The sequence below is a fragment of the uncultured Candidatus Puniceispirillum sp. genome, from assembly GCF_963979125.1.
Classification (GTDB): domain Bacteria; phylum Pseudomonadota; class Alphaproteobacteria; order Puniceispirillales; family Puniceispirillaceae; genus Puniceispirillum.
The window spans coordinates 15,250-34,128 of sequence record NZ_CAXBVX010000010.1 but is presented as its reverse complement, the minus strand read 5'-3'; the positions used below and the strand labels follow the sequence as shown (position 1 = coordinate 34,128).

Below are 18,879 nucleotides of genomic sequence, written 5' to 3'. Positions count from 1 at the left end.
GACCAGATTAGAGATTTTTCAGTTCTCCTATAACGCCGATAATTATGGCGTTCTGTTGCATTGCCCAGACAGCGGTGATACGGCCTGTATTGATGCCGGCGATGCCACCGCAACCGAAGCGGCACTGACACAATCTGGATGGTCATTAACGCATCTGTTTATCACGCATCACCATGGCGATCATACAGCTGGTTTAACCTCATTAAAAGCAACGCATAACGCTCATGTTATCGGGCCACCGCCACGTTCGACGCCAATTTCCGGCATTGATCACGCAGTGTGGGATGGTGACAGCTTTGAATTTGCCAATCGACAAGTGCATGTGATTGCGACACCTGGTCATACCACTGACATGATTAATTTCTATCTGCCTGATGAGAAGATTGTCTTTACCGGTGACACGCTTTTTGCCCTTGGATGTGGTCGTGTCTTTGAAGGTAGTTTTGATATGATGTGGAATAGTCTGGAAAAACTGCGGGCGCTACCTGATGACATCATTATCTATTGTAGCCACGAATATACGCAGGCAAACGCCGATTTTGCCATTACGGTTGATCCGCATAATGATGCACTTAGCAAACGCCGTGAGCAGGTCATAGAACAGCGCGCAAACAATATCGCAACTGTGCCAACTATCATGTCGGTGGAAAAGGCAACGAATCCGTTTCTGCGGCCTGATGACCTGTTAATCCGCGCGCATCTAGACATGGCGCATGCCAGCAATGCCGATGTGTTTGCCGAAATACGCCGCCGCAAGGATGCGTTCTAGTCGCCAGAACAGACTTTATTATTCGGGACAACTATAGCTGTCTTTCATGGCACCCCATATCAGCAATGTTGCTGCAAAATCAAGATTGCTTTCGGGTCGTTGCATCCATTTCATCGTTGTTGCTTTGAGTGCATCAGGCTGAATGCCCTCAGGCATGCAAAAGACGCGCTTATTATCAGATGATTTTTCACTAAACAGATCAACCGTGGTAAAAGCATCAACCGCCCCCGTGATATAGACAATGCAAATAGCATCATCAGTCGGGTTTTGTGATGTGCAATAAAGTTTTAACGCATTGCCATCAATAAAATCAGCATGGGCAATTGTTGGTGCCGCCACAGCACCTGTTATCATCAGCAAGCATGAAGCCAGCAGATGTTTCACTGTCGAAAAAAGCGGTAAAATCTTTGGCATGTAAACTCCGTACACTCTATGAATCTCGCAACCAATCTTGCCTATAGACCCGTATCCAAAATAATTTTTGGTGGGGCGATACCTTCGTGAATATCCATAAATGATTTTGCCCCTTCACCAAGTGGCCGCAATTCAGCCCAGCCCTCGCCCGTGACCACACCATCGGCAAGCAATGACAAGCTTTCCGCAAAATCCTGTTCACTATAGCAATAGCTACCTTGAAATATAATTTCCTGTAGGGTAATGCGCCGCGTATCCAGACCATCCGCATTATCCTGCAAGCCAATATGAACGATCACCCCGCCTGGTGTAACCAGCGCCGAGGCGGTTTTACGCGTTACCGCCGCACCCACCGCATCGATAATGATATCAACAGGCTTGTCATCCGGCGTTTCATTAAGTGGATCATAAGCTCGTGCGCCAGTAGCTTTTTCAAGCATGTCACGACGAAGCGGATTAATTTCGGCAATCCACAGATCAGCATAGCCAAAATGACGAGCAACCTGCGCACATAAAAGCCCAATAGCCCCGCCACCCAGAACCACAAGGCGACTTTCGCTAGGTGCTTTTACAGCTGATTTCATACCAAGGCGGACAGTATGCACCGCACAGGCAAGTGGTTCGGCAAGTGCCGCTTGCGCAAAGCCAAGATGATCTGGCAGGACTGTCAGATTGGTGGTCTTGATGGCAACCTGTTCAGCAAAAGCGCCAGGCACCCGCATGCCTATCAATTCGCGGGACGGGCAAAGATGCGTTGTCCCTGCAACACAGGCTGGGCATGTACCACAGGTCATCAGCGGATTAATAGCAACACGTTTGCCTTTATCAGGGCCAGAAACAACATGCCCAACAGCTTCATGTCCAAGCACAAGCGGAGGCACCCGGCGCGCATCATGGCCATGCCACGCATGCATATCCGAGCCGCAAATACCACAAAATGCCAGATCAACAATGGAATCATGCGCACCAGCAACAGGCGCAGGCACATCACGAATTTCACTTTCCATTGTACCTGTGTAAACAAGCGCTTTCATTTTGCTGTATATCCCCCGTCAACAGGTAATGTCTGCCCTGTCACATAGCCACTTGCATCCGATGCAAAAAACAGCAACGGACCACGTAAATCACTTAGTTCACCATTGCGTCCCATAGCTGTATTGCGAGCATGATGATTGGCAAGATCAGAATTATCAAATACAGGAGCAGTCAGTTCAGTTGGGAAAAACCCAGGTGCGATCGCATTTGCCATGATGCCATGCCGTGACCATGCTTCAGCCATGGCGCGTGTAAGCTGAACAATACCCCCTTTGGCCGCCCCATAAGCAATGCCATTTTCAAACGCGCGAGTCGATTGTAATGACGCAATGTTAATAATGCGCCCCCAGCCAGCTTTTTTCATATGCGGAACAAAAGCTTGCGCCACCAAAAAGGGCACGGACAAGTTCAGGTGAATTGTGTCCTGCCATAATTCAGGCGAAATATCATCAGCCGATCTGCGATGGTTAACACCAGCTGCATTGACGATTATATCGGGTTTTATACCAGCGTCATGACACGCTGTTTGCAGGCCACTGATAGCATCTGCACCAACAAGATTTAGCGCAATTGACGTACCATCATACCCCGCAAGCACAGCATCAAGGCGATCCTGACGTCGGCCGACAAGCGCTAGTCGCGCGCCAGCCTTGCCAAGTTCCCCAGCCATGAACGCACCAATACCACTGCTGGCGCCAGTAACAAGCGCGGTTTTGCCCGCTAGCGAAACAGTGATATCGGCGTTAGTGCTCATGACTAACCCAGATTCTCACCTGGGAAATATTTACGCAACCTGACATCAGCAGCACGTGCGTGACCTTCCATGCCTTCAAGCCGCGAAATACGTGCCGCAGCCGCACCGACTTCGCGGTTGGCTTCGCGCGTCATACGCTGGGTTGTGACAACCTTCATAAATTTATGCACTGACAGGCCACCTGTATAATGGGCTGCCCCTTTGGTTGGCAGAATGTGATTGGTGCCTGAGCATTTATCACCATAGGTCACGGTTGTTTCCTCACCAACAAACAGGGAACCATAATTTTCTAGGCGATCCATATACCAGTCATCTTTGGATGTATGAACTTCGAGATGCTCGGCAGCATATTCGTCGGACACTGTTGCAACCTCTTCATCCGTATCACACAGAACAACCTCACCATAATCCCGCCATGCGGCAGTCGCAGCATTACGCGCAATTTCAGGTAATGCATCAATATGCTTTTCCATCTGACCCATCACATCATCGGCAAGCTTCTGTGACGTGGTAAATAGCCATGCTGGCGAATCTGGGCCATGTTCAGCCTGACTGACAAGATCTTCAGCAACAACTGCCGGATCAGCGCTTTCATCAGCAATAACCGCAATTTCTGTTGGGCCTGCAAACATATCGATACCCACACGGCCATATAGGCTACGCTTGGCTTCGGCGACAAAACGGTTACCAGGACCAACCAGAATGCGGGCTGGCTTGCCGGTAAACAGACCAAAGGCCATTGCCGCGATACCTTGCACGCCGCCTAATGACAAGATAGTGTCTGCCCCGCATAAATTCATGGCGTAGAGAATAGCTGGGTTTGGCCCAGCTTCACCATTCGGTGCTGAACAGGCAACAATATGCTTTACGCCAGCTACCTTTGCCGTTGCGATCGACATAATCGCCGACGCCACATGCGCATAACGGCCACCTGGAACATAGCAACCAGCTGTTTCGATCGGAATCAGCTTTTGGCCAGCCCACAAACCTGGTGACAATTCGGTCTCGAACGACTTGATCGAGTCGCGCTGGGCTTCGGCGAAAGTACGCACACGGTCAAGCGAGAACTGGATATCGTCTTTCAATTGTGGTGACACAGCATCAGCGGCGGCGGCTATTTGCTCGGCGCTAACCACTGCATTTCCACTATATCCATCAAGCTTGCGACCATACTCAAGTGCTGCTTCCTCGCCACCAGCTTCGATAGTAGCAAGCATCTCAGCAACAATTTTTTGCGTTTCATCCGTGCCGGTTTGCGGCGTTTTTGACGCTTTCTTCAGATACGTAACTGTCATGTTTAAAAGTCCTATTTTCCGTAAATATATTCAGGTAACCACAATGCGATTTCCGGGAATGAGAAGATCAGCGCAAGTCCGATCAACTGAATCACCATAAATTGCATCATGCCAAAGTAAATGTCTTTCAAATCCCATTCAGGCACAACACCCTTGAGGAAATAAGCTGACAAGGCGACAGGCGGACTGAGCCACGCTGTTTGCAGATTGACCGCCACCAGAATGCCGAACCATGTCAGATTAATATCAAGTTTTACCAGAACTGGAATCAAAATCGGTACAATAATGAGTACGATCGGCACCCATTCCAAAGGCCAGCCTAACAAGAAAATCAAAGCCATAATGATGACCAGCACCATCGTTGCCGAGAGATCCCATGCAAGCAGGAATTCAGTAAGAAGCATTGGTGTTCCAAGGCGAGAAAATACTGCACCAAAGAAATTGGATGCCGCCACTAGGAACAAAATCAGAACCGAAATTTCCAGCGTTTTCAGCAACGCCTCATAGAACATCTTTGATGTGAGTTTGCGATAAGCAATGGTCAGAACTAATGCGCCAAACGCTCCACAACCAGCACCTTCGGTCGGTGTTGCCCAGCCAAACAAAATTGATCCCAAAGCAAAAGCAACCAGTGCCGATGGTGGCACCAACCCCATAAAAAATTCGTACCATAGATCGGAGAAGAAAAAGCCAGCCGGCTTATTCTTTTTTACCCAGATGGACGCGTAATACATCAAGCCCATCCAGCCAATCGGAATCAGGATTGACGAGAATGGGAATATGCCTTGAAGACTGCCAGACAGGCCTTTTACGATCAAAGTGAACAAGATGATAATTGATGAAATCACCATTGTAGCTTCTAGCCAGTAAAAGGAAGATGTAACTGGTTGATTCTGAGGTGGTAAAATTGGGCCTAGCGAAGGATTGAGCCAGCACCGAATCAACGCATAGGCGGCATACATTGAAGCCAACATAATGCCAGGAACAATCGCGGCTGCAAACAAATCGGTAACCGGAACCTGCAATACCGGCCCCATCACAACAAGCATGATCGAGGGCGGAATCAGAATGCCCAGCGTACCACCAGCGGTAATTGTGCCCGCAGCAAGGCGGACATCATAACCAGAACGATTCATTGTTTTGGCAGCCATGATACCCAGAATGGTAACTGACGCCCCCACAATACCTGTTGCCGCCGCAAAAATGGTTGATACAAAAAGCACCGCCAGATATAGCGCACCACGTGTACGTGACAACATCAACTGAACCGAGGTGAACAGACGTTCCATCAGGCCAGCCTGTTCCATCATGATGCCCATGAACACAAATAACGGCACCGCAGCTAGTGTCTGTTCAAGCATCACATTATTGAACTGCAAGGTTTGTAGATAAAAAACCATCTTGCCGCCAAAACCCCATGCCCCAAACACAAAGCCTAGGAAAATAAGCGTAAATGAAATCGGGAATCCAACAAAAATGGCAAGCAACATAACGGCAATCATGATGACGCCAATCATTGGTTGCGACAGCCCCCCAGCACCTTTCAGACCGCTGTCAAACAAACCGCCAAGGGTGATGATATCGGGGAAAAATACATTCCCAAAAACCAATGCCAAACCAATGATATAGACAGGCAGGAATTGCACAAGCCGACGTTGTGCTGTGCCGCCCATCTGGTGGCAACAGCGTAATAATTCAGCAATACCCTGAACCAGTAATAAAAACGCGCCGATTGGCATCGCTGAACGCGCAGGCGCCAAAGGTGCCATAAGCGCGGTATCCATTGAACGTTCCCATGTTACCCATGCCTTGACTGTGTAATCCATCGACACCCAGAAAAAGAACAGCAACGCCGGAAAGTAAAAAAATAAATAAAGGGACGCATCTACAATCGCCTGAGTACGTGGTGACCATGTGCGAAACAGAAAGTCAGCGCGGATATGTACGCCGCGCATCAATGCGTAACCAGCACCCATCATAAACATGGCACCACAGAACATACGGCTTGTGTCATAGGCCCAGTCAGTTGGCGCCACAAATACCTTGCGCGCAACAACTTCATAAATCATCGCAATAATAACGGGTACCAGCATAAAGCAGGTGATTTTTCCAACCCAGTTATTGAGCACGTCAATATTACCAACGATCACACGCATCCATGGATGCATGTCCTCAGGCGTATCGCCTGGTTCACCAGCACGACGTTCCGCAATCAACTCGTCAGAAATATCGAGTTCTTGGCCCTCTTCATTCTGCGCCATGATTAACCCCCTTTATGTCGTTATGCACCGCTACATTGCTGTGGCCAAAAAACGGCCGATTTACATCAGAAATTTAAAAATAAGTCTAGCGAGTCCCACATAACTATAATCTGGGACTCGCCATATTTATCGACCTTGAATTACTTCAGGGTATTGGCAAACGCCATGCCAAGCTTGGCGTTAGATGTCTGTGCACCTGACCAGAAAGGAACTGCGATTTCAGCAAAATCCTTCTGTGACTGCCAAACTTCAGCAAAGAACGCATTTTCAGCTGAGTTCTTTTCCAAAAGTGCCTTCGCTGCATTCATATATGCAGGGAAATAGTCAGCTGGCGTATCCTGCAGAATGACACCATGCTTTGTTGTCAGCTCATGCAATGCTACACCGTTATCATAGATACGTGCAGACATACCTTTGATCAGAGATGCGTTAGCAGCAACTTCAAAAGCATTCTTCTGATGATCTGTAAGAGAGTTGTAAACATCTTTGTTCAGATACATGTCAGCATTCACAACAACCTGGTGTAGACCCTGAAGATAGTAATGCTTCAGCACCTTATGGAAACCGAAGTCCATATCAGGCTTTGGACAGCACCACTCAGCCGCATCGATTGTACCCTTTTCCAGCGCTGGCAGAATGTCACCACCACCCATAGCAACAGAGGCTACGCCGATGTCTTTATAAGACTGGCCAGGAAGACCTGGAGGTGTGCGGAAACGATACTTACGGAAGTCGTCCATTGAATTGATTGGCTCTTTAAACCAGCCAAGTGCCTCTGGACCAACTGGTTGTAGCATGAAGCCTTTAACGTTCATGCCCATTTCATCCCACAGGCGCTCATAAAGCTCTTTACCACCAGCGTTCAGGAACCATGAAAGAAACGCGATGTTATCGATGCCAACACCGGCACCCGCAACAGGCGAACCGAATAACATTGCAGCTGGGTGCTTGCCTGACCAGTAGTGTGTCCAAGCAAAACCACCGTCAACAAGACCTGAGTCCACAGCGTCAAGTGTTTCTTTAACACCAACAACTGCACCAGCTGGCAACACTTCAAAAGTAACTTCACCATCAGTTAGTTTAGTAACGTCAGCCATGAAGTCTTTCAGCATCTTAACTTCTGTAGTCTGCATGCCAATAACAGCCTGCACACGGATATTCACAGGATTAGTGTCAGCTTTTGCCTCAACCTCAACAACTTTTTCCACTTCAACAATCTCTTTTTGGCCGCTTAAAGCAAAGTAGCCAACCGCCAATCCTACTAGAAGTGCTATAGCGCCTACGGCCATACTATTATTTTTCATAATTTCCTCCCAAGTTTTGCCTTCATTTATGATCCGCGTGTGCTGATGAAGGCATTACAGCTTTGCTATTTCGTGGATCAAATTTCATTTTATCTGCTTTTGCCTTGTTCAAGCTTCAGCCAATAAACAACATTAATTTTCTAACCATTCCCCTATAAAAATATGGCTAGTAAGTTCAATTCGCGCGCGCCGTCATAAAGCATCATGGCGGTCAGATAGATCAAAAAGAAAAGACCCATATATGATAGCCAACGAAAGCGCAGCATCACTTTCATAATTAGTGACGCAAATAACGCCATGAATGTAATCGCCAAAGCCAGACCAAAGACCAATAGCATCGTATTGTCGCGCGCAATCGCTGCTACCGCGACAACATTGTCAATCGACATCGACACATCAGCCACAAGAATGGTGAACAAAGCCCGTGCAAAGGATGAACCTTGTTTATCGCCTTCTGGCTCGGTTTCACCCTCAGCCGCATCGGATGCGTTGTTGAATTCACGCAAATCATTGTAAAATCGCCAGCACACCCACGCCAATAACAAACCGCCGATCAGCAATATGCCTTCAAAGGCAAGCAGATAACTGGCAAGAACTGCAAAAACAATCCGCAAGCCTGCAGCCATCATCATGCCGATAAAAATAGCCCGACGCCGTAATTCTGGCGCAAGACCCGCCGCCGCCATTCCAATGACCAAAGCGTTATCGCCTGACAGAATAATATCAGCAAAAATAATCTGTAAAATATCAGCGATCATGGCTAGATTCATGCCGCATCCTCCATAATCATATCTGATGCTTTTTCACCAATCATAATTGCTGGTGCGTTCGTATTGCCCGAGGTGATAACCGGCATGATCGATGCATCAGCGATGCGAAGTCCCTGAATACCCCGCACGCGCAAACGCTCATCAACCACCGCCATCTTATCCTGACCCATTTTGCACGTGCCTGTTGGATGATAAATTGTTGTCGCAGTGTCCCGCGCCCAATTCAGAATGGCATCAGTATCATCGCGCCCGATATTTTTGCCCGGGGCGTATTCCTCGGTCACAAGAGATTTAATAGGGTCGTAATCACACAAGCTACGGGCAATCTGAATGCCACGGACAATCGTGTCACAATCAGTTTGAGCTGATAGATAGTTCGGGCGAATTACCGGATCGTCATGCATCGACGCCGACCGTAATGACAATGTACCCGTACTTTCAGGACGAAGCTGTAAAACCGAGGCAGTGAAGGCCGAAAAGCCATGCGGCCCTTGCGCCGGGCTATCGGCGCTAAATGGCTGGATATGGAACTGAATGTCAGGACGATCAAGCGCCGGATCACTTTTCAAAAAACCGGTTCCAAGACTGACCGCCATAGCCATTGGCCCTGAGCGGGAAGCGGCATAAGTCATAGCAATACGCAGGCGCTTGTAAATACTGTTAATTTCAAGGTTTATGGTGCTGGCAGTTGTTTTGAAAATTGGACGCGCTTGCAGGTGATCCTGCATATTTTTGCCAACACCTGGGGCTTCATGTTTGATCTGAATACCATGTGCGCCTAGTTCGCTGGCGGCACCAATACCCGAAACCATCAATAGTTGCGGTGACCCAATCGCGCCTGCTGATAAAATCACTTCACGACCAGCATGTACGGCTTGCGAAATACCATTGATTTGCACCTGTACGCCAACACATTGCTTGGCCTTGAATAACAGCTTTTCCGCATGCGCATGCGTAATGATATGCAAATTCTTGCGACGACGTGCAGGTTTTAAATAGGCAACAGCACTGCTGCAACGCTGACCATTTTTCATGGTCATCTGAAAATAGCCTACGCCTTCTTGATCTTCTCCATTATAGTCAAACGTGCGTTTATAGCCTGCCGCGACTGCCGCATCGACCCATGCGGTCACAATATCACGGTCAACTTTATTTTCAGACACATTAAGCGGACCATCTTTGCCACGTTCTGGGGCGTCTGCACCTTCCCAATGCTCGGAACGCTTGAAAAGGGGCATCACATCTTCCCAACCCCAGCCCTTGTTACCAAGCTGTTGCCAGTGATTGAAATCATCTGGCTGACCCCGAACATATAACAAACCATTAATCGAAGAACTGCCGCCAAGCACTTTGCCGCGCGGCCACGGAATAGCGCGCCCATTCAAGCCAGCATCAGCTTCCGCATTATAGCACCAATCAGTTGACGAATTGCCCATGGTTTTAAAATAACCAACAGGAATATGAATCCATGGATTCAGGTCACGACCACCTGCTTCGAGAAGTGCCACTTGGGTTCGACCATCTGCGGATAAACGGTTTGCCAGAGCACATCCAGCAGATCCGGCACCGACAATTATATAGTCGAATTTCAAGTAATCCCCTCCCAAAAGACACTTGAGAATTTTTCTAGAAACGGCAAATTGACTAGAAAAATCGTATTTTAATCATTTATTGGGACTTTAAGTCCCTTTTCTTGTATATTGGTAAAAATTTCACCATATTATCGCAATGGGTTCAAGCTAAATTTTTACATCCATGTGCGTCATAGGTGATTTGAATATTCACCCGCGTACCAAAACCGCCTAGGGTAATTGAAAATTTAAAGACCAAATGAGATAATCAATGAACGACTTAACGTCACTTGATACAGAAACAGCTAGCAAAGTCGCGCCAAATTTACGTACGTTGCGAATCATGGAAGTGCTTGCCGAAATTGGCAAACCAATGACACCAACCGAAATTACCGACCATCTTGGCTGGCCAAAACAGACCACGCATCGGCTATGCCAAACTATGGTATCCGAAGGTTATCTGGAAAAAATTGGACGGCGATTGCAAACCGGAACCCGGCTTTTACAACTCACATCAGGGCTGGTTGGTTTGTCAGCAAGTCAAGTAACCCGACATCAAGTGCTACTTAAAATTGCCCGAGAAGTGGGTGAAACTGTCAATTTTGTAATGCCGGAAAGTGACGGTATGCGCTATATTGACCGTGTTGAGACTAACTGGCCATTTCGTATTCTTCTGCCGATTGGCACGCATGTTCCCTTTCATTGTACGGCCAGCGGCAAAGTATATCTGTCAAACCTAAAGCCCAAAATACGCCAAGCGTTGATTGCCGGTTTGAAAATGGAAATCTTTACCGAACGCACGCATGCCAGTATCAACTCGTTAAACGCCGAGTTAAAACAGATTAGCCAAAATGGCTATGCGATAGACCGTGAAGAATTTCATGATGATATGGTTGCCATTGCAGTGCCTGTCCGTGATCCCAAAGGCCGGTTTTATGCCGCCCTTGCTGTGCATGGCCCCAAGCAACGTTTTTCGGAACAAGACGCGCGCGATAAATATAAGTTGCTGTCCGAGTCAGCCAAGATCATTTCGGATGCTCTTTTTGCCTAGCTTGCTTTGCCGCCTTTAATGCAGCATTCATTGCCATAGAATCAGATATTACGCTGTGGTGATGGCCAAGCCCGATAAAACCCTAGATCAATTCAGCACCGGCTTGACGCAGACTGGCAATATTAGCTGATCCGGTCAGAAATAAGGCGAGTCTTAGCTGTTTTTGCCAGTTCATCAATGCTGTTGAAAGCGCGTCGGGTGACAGTGTTTCGGCTTTTGTTTCAACTTGCGTTTCATCGCTGGTCATATCGATCAGCATTTTGAGCATCGGTCCAGCCATCGACACCATCGACGCGCCAACCCATAAAGCCTTGGCAACATCCAGACCATGCCGAATGCCGCCTGAAGCGATGATGTGATTGTTTGGACAATGTTTGCAAACGTCAATCAGACATTCAAGTGTCGGCAATCCCCAATCAAGAAAGGGCGCAAAAAGCGCAGCTTCATCATCGGCGATGCGCGCTGCTTCGATGCGTGTCCAGTTAGTGCCACCAAGGCCAGCAACATCAACGCCCATAACCCCCATTTCAAATAGGCGGTGCGCCAAAGACGCATTAATGCCTGCACCCACCTCTTTAACTATAATGGGGACTGGCAGTTCTACAACAGCCTGCTCAATCGCAGCGGCAATCCCGCGCCAATCACGATCACCCTCAGGCTGAACAGCTTCTTGTAACGGATTTAGATGAATGGCCAAGGCATCTGCCTGTAAATCGTCAACCGCAGCTTTTGCCAGATCCAGTCCCTTATCGCCAGCAAGCTGAGTGCCACCAAGATTGCCGATAATCGGAATATTCGGTGCAAGCGCACGCAAATGCCTCAATGAGGAGCCATTTTCGAGTCCAGCACGCTGAGACCCAACAGCCAAGGCCACCAGCTGTGACTGTGCCGCTTCAGCAAGGGCGGCATTGATATTATCTGCCCGCTTTGTACCGCCAGTCATCGCACCAATAAAAAGGGGGGCCGACAAATCATAGCCCAGAAATTGCGTCGCAATATTAACCGTATCCAGATCACATTCGGGCATCGCACAATGCGTCAAACGAAGACGGTCCATACTGTTGTTGATTCCCGCTTGTGCCAGCGGCGACATGGCCAAATCAAGATGCGTGTCTTTGCGATCAGATATATTGGGCAGTGAGGGAGTCTGGTCACGCATCATTATGTCCTTTGGGGTTATTATCTTGCCCACTATCAAGCGTGAAGTTGACGCCGTTTGTCCACATTTTGTCTGAAGCCCCTTGTGGGCGTGCCTGGTGCCGCCGGAACAAACCATCGACAAGCAACATATGTGGCACAGTCAAGGCCGCCAAGCCAATGAAGATGACGCGCACAAGATGCGCATCAGCAGACATGGATTGTGGTATCATCCACAGCGCGATGCCACCAGCCAGCCAGCTTGCAACAGTAAAGACCGCCGCCATCGACAGCATTGATTTACGCCCAAAATTCTGCTGGCTTAGCTGACGCCAAATACGAAACAAATGGCGCGGTGTATGCACCATGCAGAAATAGAAGGCAAACCCCGCCAAAGGGGGCAACATATAAAAAATGAAACCAAGGCAGAAGATTTCAAATAAACGTGGACGCAAAGCCGGACGCGCAATTGCCATAACAAGATAGATAATAAATGCCAATCCTATGACATAAGATGCCTGTTCGATAAACATCCAGATGACCGCGGTATTGCCACCTGTCAGATAGCTTAAGATAATATCAACGTCGCCTTTGTGGAACAGGCTGATTCCCACAATCACCATGCCACCATGCGCAATGGCCTGAACCAGTGGCGCAATGCCCACACCTCGTATCGCATCACCCAAACCAAAATGAATCAGGCTGATGCCCAGAAATGCAACCAAAGCCAAGCTAGGAAATGCCAGCCAGAAGATAATAACCAAAGCGGCCAAAGCTAGATAGCCAATAACAAAGGCCAGCATCATCCATGGACGTTTTGCCCATCCAAGCGCCATTGCCACAGCACCGTCAAAAGCACCATGTGGCAAGCCTATAAAAACAACCGCCACAAGCCCTATCAAACTGGCCCACCCAAGGCTGGTTGCATCAAGAAAAGATGTGAGTGTTTCAATAATCATGACGCATCAGGCTCAGGTCTAAACAAGGCGCATAGAAACGGCCATATCGGCATAGCCAAAATCACTTTAAGCCGAAGCCCCGTCGTTGCCTCACCACTCAGGAACATGGCAAATTCATCGCCATTCAAACGGCTGGCCATCGCGCTAAATATTCGCGGTGCTATCTGGGGTTGATGCCGCAACACCGACAAAAAGATACGATCCATCCATAGATCAATCTTACGATGCGGTGTTTCAAAGGCTAGAGGTCTTCCCGCTTTTATCTGGGTTAGCGCATGGTCTATCTGTTTCTGAATAAATGCAAAAGCATAGCCACTGGATGGCCGAATGGCGCCTGCATTAGCACCAATCCCGGGCAAGGCAGGATCATGACGTGCAAAAAACCCAAGCGGGATCATCCCTGTTTCACGCCGTGTAATTTCAAAATCAGTGATTCTGGCGATCTTGCCTAACCAGTCAGCTATCGCCGTTTCATAAAAATCTATTGGTGCTTGTTGGGACGAAAACATGGTTGATTCAACAAGCGCATCACGATCCGAAAAAGGGAGGCAATAGATAAAATGCATACCGCGGGATTGATCACAGCGAAAATCCATCAATATGGCTGTGCTATCATCAAAACTTCCTGCCGGTGCACGCACCTCAAAACCGGTAAAATGCTGAAGCATGACGCCATCTGCCACCTTTGGCGGACGACTATCAAATATTTCGGCACCTGCGCCCAGATTTGCGGCGTCCAGACTTTCGTGAAAATTTACCCCATGCATAGTGGCTTGATCACGACATTGTGCCAGCCATTGGTGGCGGCTTATAGCCTGATAAGGATGGTGATCTGAGTGCATGACATGATTAGTCTGTTCGTTAACGATAGACCATTTATGCCAGCTTTTTCGCACTAGCGGACGCACCTGATTGAGCCAGTCCATAGCCCAGAACCCCCAGACATGATCTGCATGAGCATGATGTGGCGGGGTGATGATGTGAAGTTTTGCGCTTGGTAATTCATTGGCCTTGGCGGCAAGCGATAGGCCAGCGCAACCAGCACCAATAACGGCTATATCCTTTTTTGACTCTGTAATGTCGAGCGATAGTGATGTGTTCTCAGCTAACATGGGGCAGTCCAGCCAAAGCAAAATGAAGGTTTTTATTATGCTCTGGGCGTTTCGATAAGCGTAAAACTAGACTTTCCATCGCCTGTGAAGTGCAGACAAATTTGGAAAGCATATTCGTATGCTGGCGCCCGTCTTGCCAAGATGTGTCCCGCTTTTTCAGCTGTACGCCAATCTGCCGATACACCTGTCTTGCTACGGCAATCGAGATATGTGCGCGTAACGGTAAATAGGTCAACCCTTGACGGCCACTTGTATAATAGACTTCGGCAAGCGCCAACAGACGGTTAACGCCATTGGCAATAATTTCTATTCTGGCTGTGTTCTGGGAGCGTGATGTGGCCAAAATCTCATCAGCAGTCATATTTTCAACCCATGATGCTGGCAAATAGCGCCGCCCCATCGATGCGTCCTCTAGCACATCACGGGCAATATTGGTGAACTGCATAGCGATACCAAGATCAATAGCATGGGCAAGTGCCGCCGGATTATGACAATTCAGTACTTTGCACATCATCAGACCAACAGTGCCTGCCACACGATAAGCATAACGAAGCAATTCGTCTTCGTTGTTCATGGCAACAACATTCTGATCCGCAAGCAAACCATCAATCAGCGCCAGCACCACATCACCATCGATATTCTTGTCCTGCATAAATGGATAAAAGGCGGTCAACGCGCGGTCTGCTGTTGGATTGCTGGTTAACAGACCATCTCGAACAGCCACAAGCCTTGTTTGCCCATCTGGGATGTCACCGTCAGCCATGTCATCAAGTAAACGGCAGAAGCTATATAGCTGGGCAGCACTTTTACCCATTTCATTGCCAAGAAACCATTTTGCCCAGTTGAAACTTCTGCCATTTCTGGCAAGCGATTGCTCTGGCGGCAATTCTTCATTGATATGCATGCTGGTTTGCTGAACATTCATGCAACACTACCTGTTTAATCTTACGTCATCGTCAACCAATGTCTCGACAACCTTTGCTGAGCATAAAACGCCCGGCATTCCTGCACCTGGATGCGCCCCAGCCGCCGCAAAATACAAATTTGGAATATGCGGGTCACGATTATGATAGCGGAACCAGGCCGATTGCACAAAAATAGGAGCAATTGAGAAGCCTGCCCCATGCATTGACCGGTAATCCTTTTTGAAATCTTCCGGTGTCATCCAGAAATCATCACTGATAACCGTTTCCAGGTCAGGCATGATCGTGGCACTCAAGGCGGCAATTATGCGGTCACGCAATTCAGGTCCCTTGACGTCCCAGTCAATATCACCTCGCAGATTAGGCACAGGGCATAGCACGTAGAAACTGTCACATCCTTGTGGGGCAAAACTTTCGTCAGTGGCTGTTGGCCGATGCACATAAAGGGAAAAGTCATCAGTCAGGATTTTTTTGTCAAAAATATCTGCCAAAAGCTCTTTATAACGTGGCCCCATCCAAATCGTATGATGCGCAATGTCTGGATATTGCCTTCTGGTGCCAAAGAACAACACATAAAGCCCCATCGAGTAATGCGTCAAACGATCAGGAAATAACCGCTTTTTACGGTGCTTCTCAGTAGGCAACATCTGACTGTAAACCGTTGGTGGATCGCCATTACAGATGACTCTATCTGCAGTGAACCGACGGCCATCCTCAGCAACAGCACCTGTTGCTCGACCGCCCTGCATTGTGATTTCGGCAATATCGACATTCAATTCAATTTTCACACCAACCCTGATCAAAAGATCATGCAAGGCTGCCACAAGATGGCCTGTGCCGCCCATGCAAAAAAATACCCCCCACCGCCGTTCCAGATAGTGAATAAGGCTATAGATTGATGTGGTCGTGAACGGGTTGCCACCAACCAGTAGTGGATGAATTGAAAAAGCCTGCCGCAATAACGGATGCTTGATATGGCTGTTCACTATGCCTGCAACCGAGTGATAACTTTTCAAACGTAACAGGCTGGGAATTTGAGCCAGCATTGTCCATAATTTTGTAAATGGTTTGTCAGCAAGTTTTTCAAAACCAATATCAAAAATAGCCTTGGAGGTCTTGAGAAGCGCCGCATATCCTTTGACATCGTTTTTTGAAAATTTCCGAATTTCGTCATTCGTATCTTCGACCGACGGACGATAATCGAACTGCTGGCCACCATGAAAATAAAACCGATACCATGGATCAAGCGGCCTGAAATCCACATGATCTTCGCGTTTTTCGCCGAATAATTCAAATAATTCGTCAAACAGAAACGGTGCTGTAATTACAGTTGGGCCTGCATCATGTTTGAAACCGCCACGCTCAAAACCCTGAGCGCGACCACCAATAGCTGATAATCTATCTACCAGCGTAACCTCAAAGCCTTTGGCCCGCATTCGCAAGGCCGCCGCTATGCCCCCGAAGCCCGCACCAATGACTAAAATATGCTCACCCGCCCTAGAGTCACTATCCAAAGGCGTTACCGGCATATGTGACGTCATAAAACACTTATCACTAAAAATTCACTAAACTGACTTTAAGCGATGCTTAGTGTGCAAGTCCAGCAACCGATTCATGACATACAGCTTCAAGTAGAGCCTGCACCGGCGCTATCGCGGTTTGAAGTTCGACAGGCATTTCTGCTGCACAACGCTTCGACTCGTCGAGAATATTCTGCATTCGCCCAGCACTTTGGATTAACGCGTCTGACGCAACAATTTTTTGCAACCAGAACATTAAGCTGTCATTACTTCCTTCTTTACACCACGCATCAAAGGCAACAGCCTCGTTAGCATCAATATGTTCCCGATACAGTACAATGACCGCATTGGGTGCCCGTCGTGCCAAATCCGACCCGCAATCTTCAGCACCATCTCCGGCGCGAAAATTCAGAATGTCATTAGCAATCTGATAGGCCTCACCAAGATGGCGGAAATACGCGCCAATAGTGCCCGCTGTATCACCATGCAAGGCCATCGCGGCAATGCCCTCAAGAGGTGCTGTCAGAAGTGGCGCTGTTTTATCTCCTGCAATTCTTAAATAATTATTCCAGCTATAGCTTGACTGTATTGAAAATTCAGCCGCCTCGCCAGCTGTTGTGGTTGCCATGTGTTTAGCCAGTATTTTTACTAGCATCGGCGTGTTTGAACGTTGAGCTGCCTCGGCAGCCAGCTCGAATGCCAGCGCAATCAACCAATCACCAAGTGTCAAAGCAACATCGCGGCCATACTTAGCCCAAACAGCCACACGGCCACGCCGCATTTTATCACCATCGCAAATATCGTCGTGAATCAGTGATGCGTTGTGTAGAACCTCGATAGCGGTTGACCAATGTAATGCAGCCGCTTGATCAATTTTTAAAAGTGTTGCCGCGCTGAGCGCCATCTTTGCCCTGAGCATTTTACCGGGCTTGGCAAAATGATGACGTGCGGCATCAGCCAGTTGCGTCCCATCTTTGGGAAGCCTATTAACAATAAAATCATGAAGTATTTGTGCGTTGGCACTATCGGCATTTCTGCGCGAATAAACGTCCCGAAGCATGGGATTATGTTTGACCGAAAGAACAGTCATATGCTTACCCCTGTATGTTTGTAATCACCAGCGGAAAGTAAATGAGGCGATCCGAAGACCGCCTCATAAGTAAATTACTTGGACGCTTCGCTCTCTGTAACGGCAACGTTCCAGATAATGACGCCGAACGCAATTTTGTTCAGCACGTCGGCCAAGTTATAAATGACATTCAGTGACGCAGCAGCTGATGCCGGGTCACCTGTTCCAAGATAACCGTAGAAGTAACCGATCGGGTAAATTGCCCAACCAATAGTCACAATCCAACGCATAGTTGAAAAGGCTGACTTAACAGACTCAGGAGCCTGCTCTGCCGAAATCCGGCTAGCTTCACCAGCAAAGATCTCATACAAGATGTAAGCCCAACCAGCCATACCGATGATGAAACCAAGCCATGCACCCATGTAACCGACTTCGCCAGCGTAACCACCGACAAGCATGACCAAAGTACCAACCATCAGACGCCAGAAAACGCCACCTGATACATTCGTGATAGCCCGCAGGATCAAGTAAAACTCGACCATTAGAAGCGGCACTGTGATCAGCCAGTCAATATAACGATATACAGTTGGTGTATCGCCTGTGCTGACCCATACGTCACGCATGTAGAAATAGTGAACGGCAGCAACCAAAGTTACCAGACCGGACACTGTAAGAGATGTCTTCCACTTTGCAGAAACACGCTGTGTCTCTAGAAAGAAGAATGCGGTTGAGGCAACAAGTGCCATTGAAATAAGCCAGAAAGAAATTCCGACATAGTCATCGCTGGCGAGGTTCGCCTCGGCAGCGGATGCAATTGTTGGGAAAAAAGCAATAGCGGCACCAGCCAACATCGCCTTTGTATTACCCGACCAAATCTTCATTTTAAACCTCCGTTAACAGAATGATCACTTTTAGATTATGATCGCGCACGTCCT

17 protein-coding genes and 1 pseudogene are annotated in these 18,879 nt (G+C 48.1%); 2 read left to right on the top strand and 16 right to left on the bottom strand.

Annotated elements, in window-relative coordinates; all coding sequences use genetic code 11:
- The coding region (gloB, locus tag ABNT28_RS02375) for a hydroxyacylglutathione hydrolase (protein ID WP_348720954.1) at nucleotides 1-769 on the top strand (769 nt) is incomplete at its 5' end.
- An 18-nt stretch (nucleotides 770-787) separates the two neighbouring features.
- Here gloB and ABNT28_RS02370 read toward each other — a convergent pair.
- The 9 genes and pseudogenes from ABNT28_RS02370 to ABNT28_RS02330 all read right to left on the bottom strand — a co-directional run bounded on the left by ABNT28_RS02370 (nucleotide 788) and on the right by ABNT28_RS02330 (nucleotide 10,194).
- Nucleotides 788-1,183 carry a Rap1a/Tai family immunity protein gene (locus ABNT28_RS02370; RefSeq protein ID WP_332923249.1) on the bottom strand — a complete coding sequence of 132 codons (396 nt, stop codon included), beginning with the start codon at nucleotides 1,181-1,183 and terminating at the stop codon, nucleotides 788-790.
- A gap of 41 nt (nucleotides 1,184-1,224) precedes the next feature.
- Complete coding sequence (locus tag ABNT28_RS02365; protein ID WP_332923250.1) at nucleotides 1,225-2,217, bottom strand: alcohol dehydrogenase catalytic domain-containing protein; 993 nt, start codon at nucleotides 2,215-2,217, stop codon at nucleotides 1,225-1,227.
- On the bottom strand, nucleotides 2,214-2,972 hold the full coding sequence (locus ABNT28_RS02360) for an SDR family oxidoreductase (protein WP_332923251.1): 759 nt from the start codon (nucleotides 2,970-2,972) through the stop codon (nucleotides 2,214-2,216). Before ABNT28_RS02360 ends, ABNT28_RS02365 begins: the two co-directional genes overlap by 4 nt.
- A 2-nt stretch (nucleotides 2,973-2,974) precedes the next feature.
- Nucleotides 2,975-4,267 (bottom strand): histidinol dehydrogenase, encoded by a 1,293-nt coding sequence (gene hisD, locus ABNT28_RS02355; protein WP_332923252.1) that lies wholly within the window; start codon nucleotides 4,265-4,267, stop codon nucleotides 2,975-2,977.
- Nucleotides 4,268-4,278: 11 nt separating this feature from the next.
- Nucleotides 4,279-5,796: a TRAP transporter large permease subunit gene (locus ABNT28_RS02350; RefSeq protein WP_332923255.1), complete on the bottom strand. Its 1,518-nt coding sequence runs from the start codon at nucleotides 5,794-5,796 to the stop codon at nucleotides 4,279-4,281.
- A 165-nt stretch (nucleotides 5,797-5,961) separates the two neighbouring features.
- Nucleotides 5,962-6,336 (bottom strand): annotated as a pseudogene (locus tag ABNT28_RS02345) (TRAP transporter small permease subunit); the annotation flags it as partial.
- 332 nt (nucleotides 6,337-6,668) lie between these two features.
- Nucleotides 6,669-7,832, bottom strand: coding sequence for a TRAP transporter substrate-binding protein (locus tag ABNT28_RS02340; protein WP_332923253.1), 1,164 nt, complete (start codon nucleotides 7,830-7,832; stop codon nucleotides 6,669-6,671).
- Nucleotides 7,833-7,984: 152 nt separating this feature from the next.
- Complete coding sequence (locus ABNT28_RS02335) at nucleotides 7,985-8,602, bottom strand: YjbE family putative metal transport protein (protein ID WP_348720953.1); 618 nt, start codon at nucleotides 8,600-8,602, stop codon at nucleotides 7,985-7,987.
- Complete coding sequence (locus tag ABNT28_RS02330) at nucleotides 8,599-10,194, bottom strand: GMC family oxidoreductase N-terminal domain-containing protein (RefSeq protein ID WP_348720952.1); 1,596 nt, start codon at nucleotides 10,192-10,194, stop codon at nucleotides 8,599-8,601. The genes ABNT28_RS02335 and ABNT28_RS02330 overlap by 4 nt, the downstream gene beginning before the upstream one ends.
- Before the next feature lie 250 nt (nucleotides 10,195-10,444).
- On the opposite strand from ABNT28_RS02330, the gene ABNT28_RS02325 reads away from it, so the two are divergent.
- Nucleotides 10,445-11,224: an IclR family transcriptional regulator gene (locus tag ABNT28_RS02325; protein ID WP_332923984.1), complete on the top strand. Its 780-nt coding sequence runs from the start codon at nucleotides 10,445-10,447 to the stop codon at nucleotides 11,222-11,224.
- 82 nt (nucleotides 11,225-11,306) lie between these two features.
- Here ABNT28_RS02325 and fni read toward each other — a convergent pair whose 3' ends face one another.
- From fni to ABNT28_RS02290, 7 genes are all read right to left on the bottom strand, one after another.
- Nucleotides 11,307-12,383 carry a type 2 isopentenyl-diphosphate Delta-isomerase gene (gene fni, locus ABNT28_RS02320; RefSeq protein WP_332923983.1) on the bottom strand — a complete coding sequence of 359 codons (1,077 nt, stop codon included), beginning with the start codon at nucleotides 12,381-12,383 and terminating at the stop codon, nucleotides 11,307-11,309.
- A complete protein-coding gene (locus ABNT28_RS02315; RefSeq protein WP_332923982.1) occupies nucleotides 12,376-13,320 on the bottom strand; it encodes a Brp/Blh family beta-carotene 15,15'-dioxygenase in 945 nt (314 codons plus the stop codon). Before ABNT28_RS02315 ends, fni begins: the two co-directional genes overlap by 8 nt.
- Complete coding sequence (locus ABNT28_RS02310; RefSeq protein ID WP_332923981.1) at nucleotides 13,317-14,432, bottom strand: lycopene cyclase family protein; 1,116 nt, start codon at nucleotides 14,430-14,432, stop codon at nucleotides 13,317-13,319. Before ABNT28_RS02310 ends, ABNT28_RS02315 begins: the two co-directional genes overlap by 4 nt.
- Entirely contained in the window at nucleotides 14,422-15,357 is a 936-nt protein-coding gene (locus ABNT28_RS02305) for a phytoene/squalene synthase family protein (protein WP_332923980.1), read from the bottom strand. The genes ABNT28_RS02310 and ABNT28_RS02305 overlap by 11 nt, the downstream gene beginning before the upstream one ends.
- Before the next feature lie 6 nt (nucleotides 15,358-15,363).
- Nucleotides 15,364-16,896, bottom strand: coding sequence for a phytoene desaturase family protein (crtI, locus tag ABNT28_RS02300; protein ID WP_348720951.1), 1,533 nt, complete (start codon nucleotides 16,894-16,896; stop codon nucleotides 15,364-15,366).
- A 46-nt stretch (nucleotides 16,897-16,942) separates the two neighbouring features.
- Nucleotides 16,943-17,965 (bottom strand): polyprenyl synthetase family protein, encoded by a 1,023-nt coding sequence (locus ABNT28_RS02295; protein ID WP_348720950.1) that lies wholly within the window; start codon nucleotides 17,963-17,965, stop codon nucleotides 16,943-16,945.
- 74 nt (nucleotides 17,966-18,039) lie between these two features.
- Complete coding sequence (locus tag ABNT28_RS02290) at nucleotides 18,040-18,795, bottom strand: bacteriorhodopsin-like (RefSeq protein WP_332923985.1); 756 nt, start codon at nucleotides 18,793-18,795, stop codon at nucleotides 18,040-18,042.
- Nucleotides 18,796-18,879 lie beyond the last annotated feature (84 nt).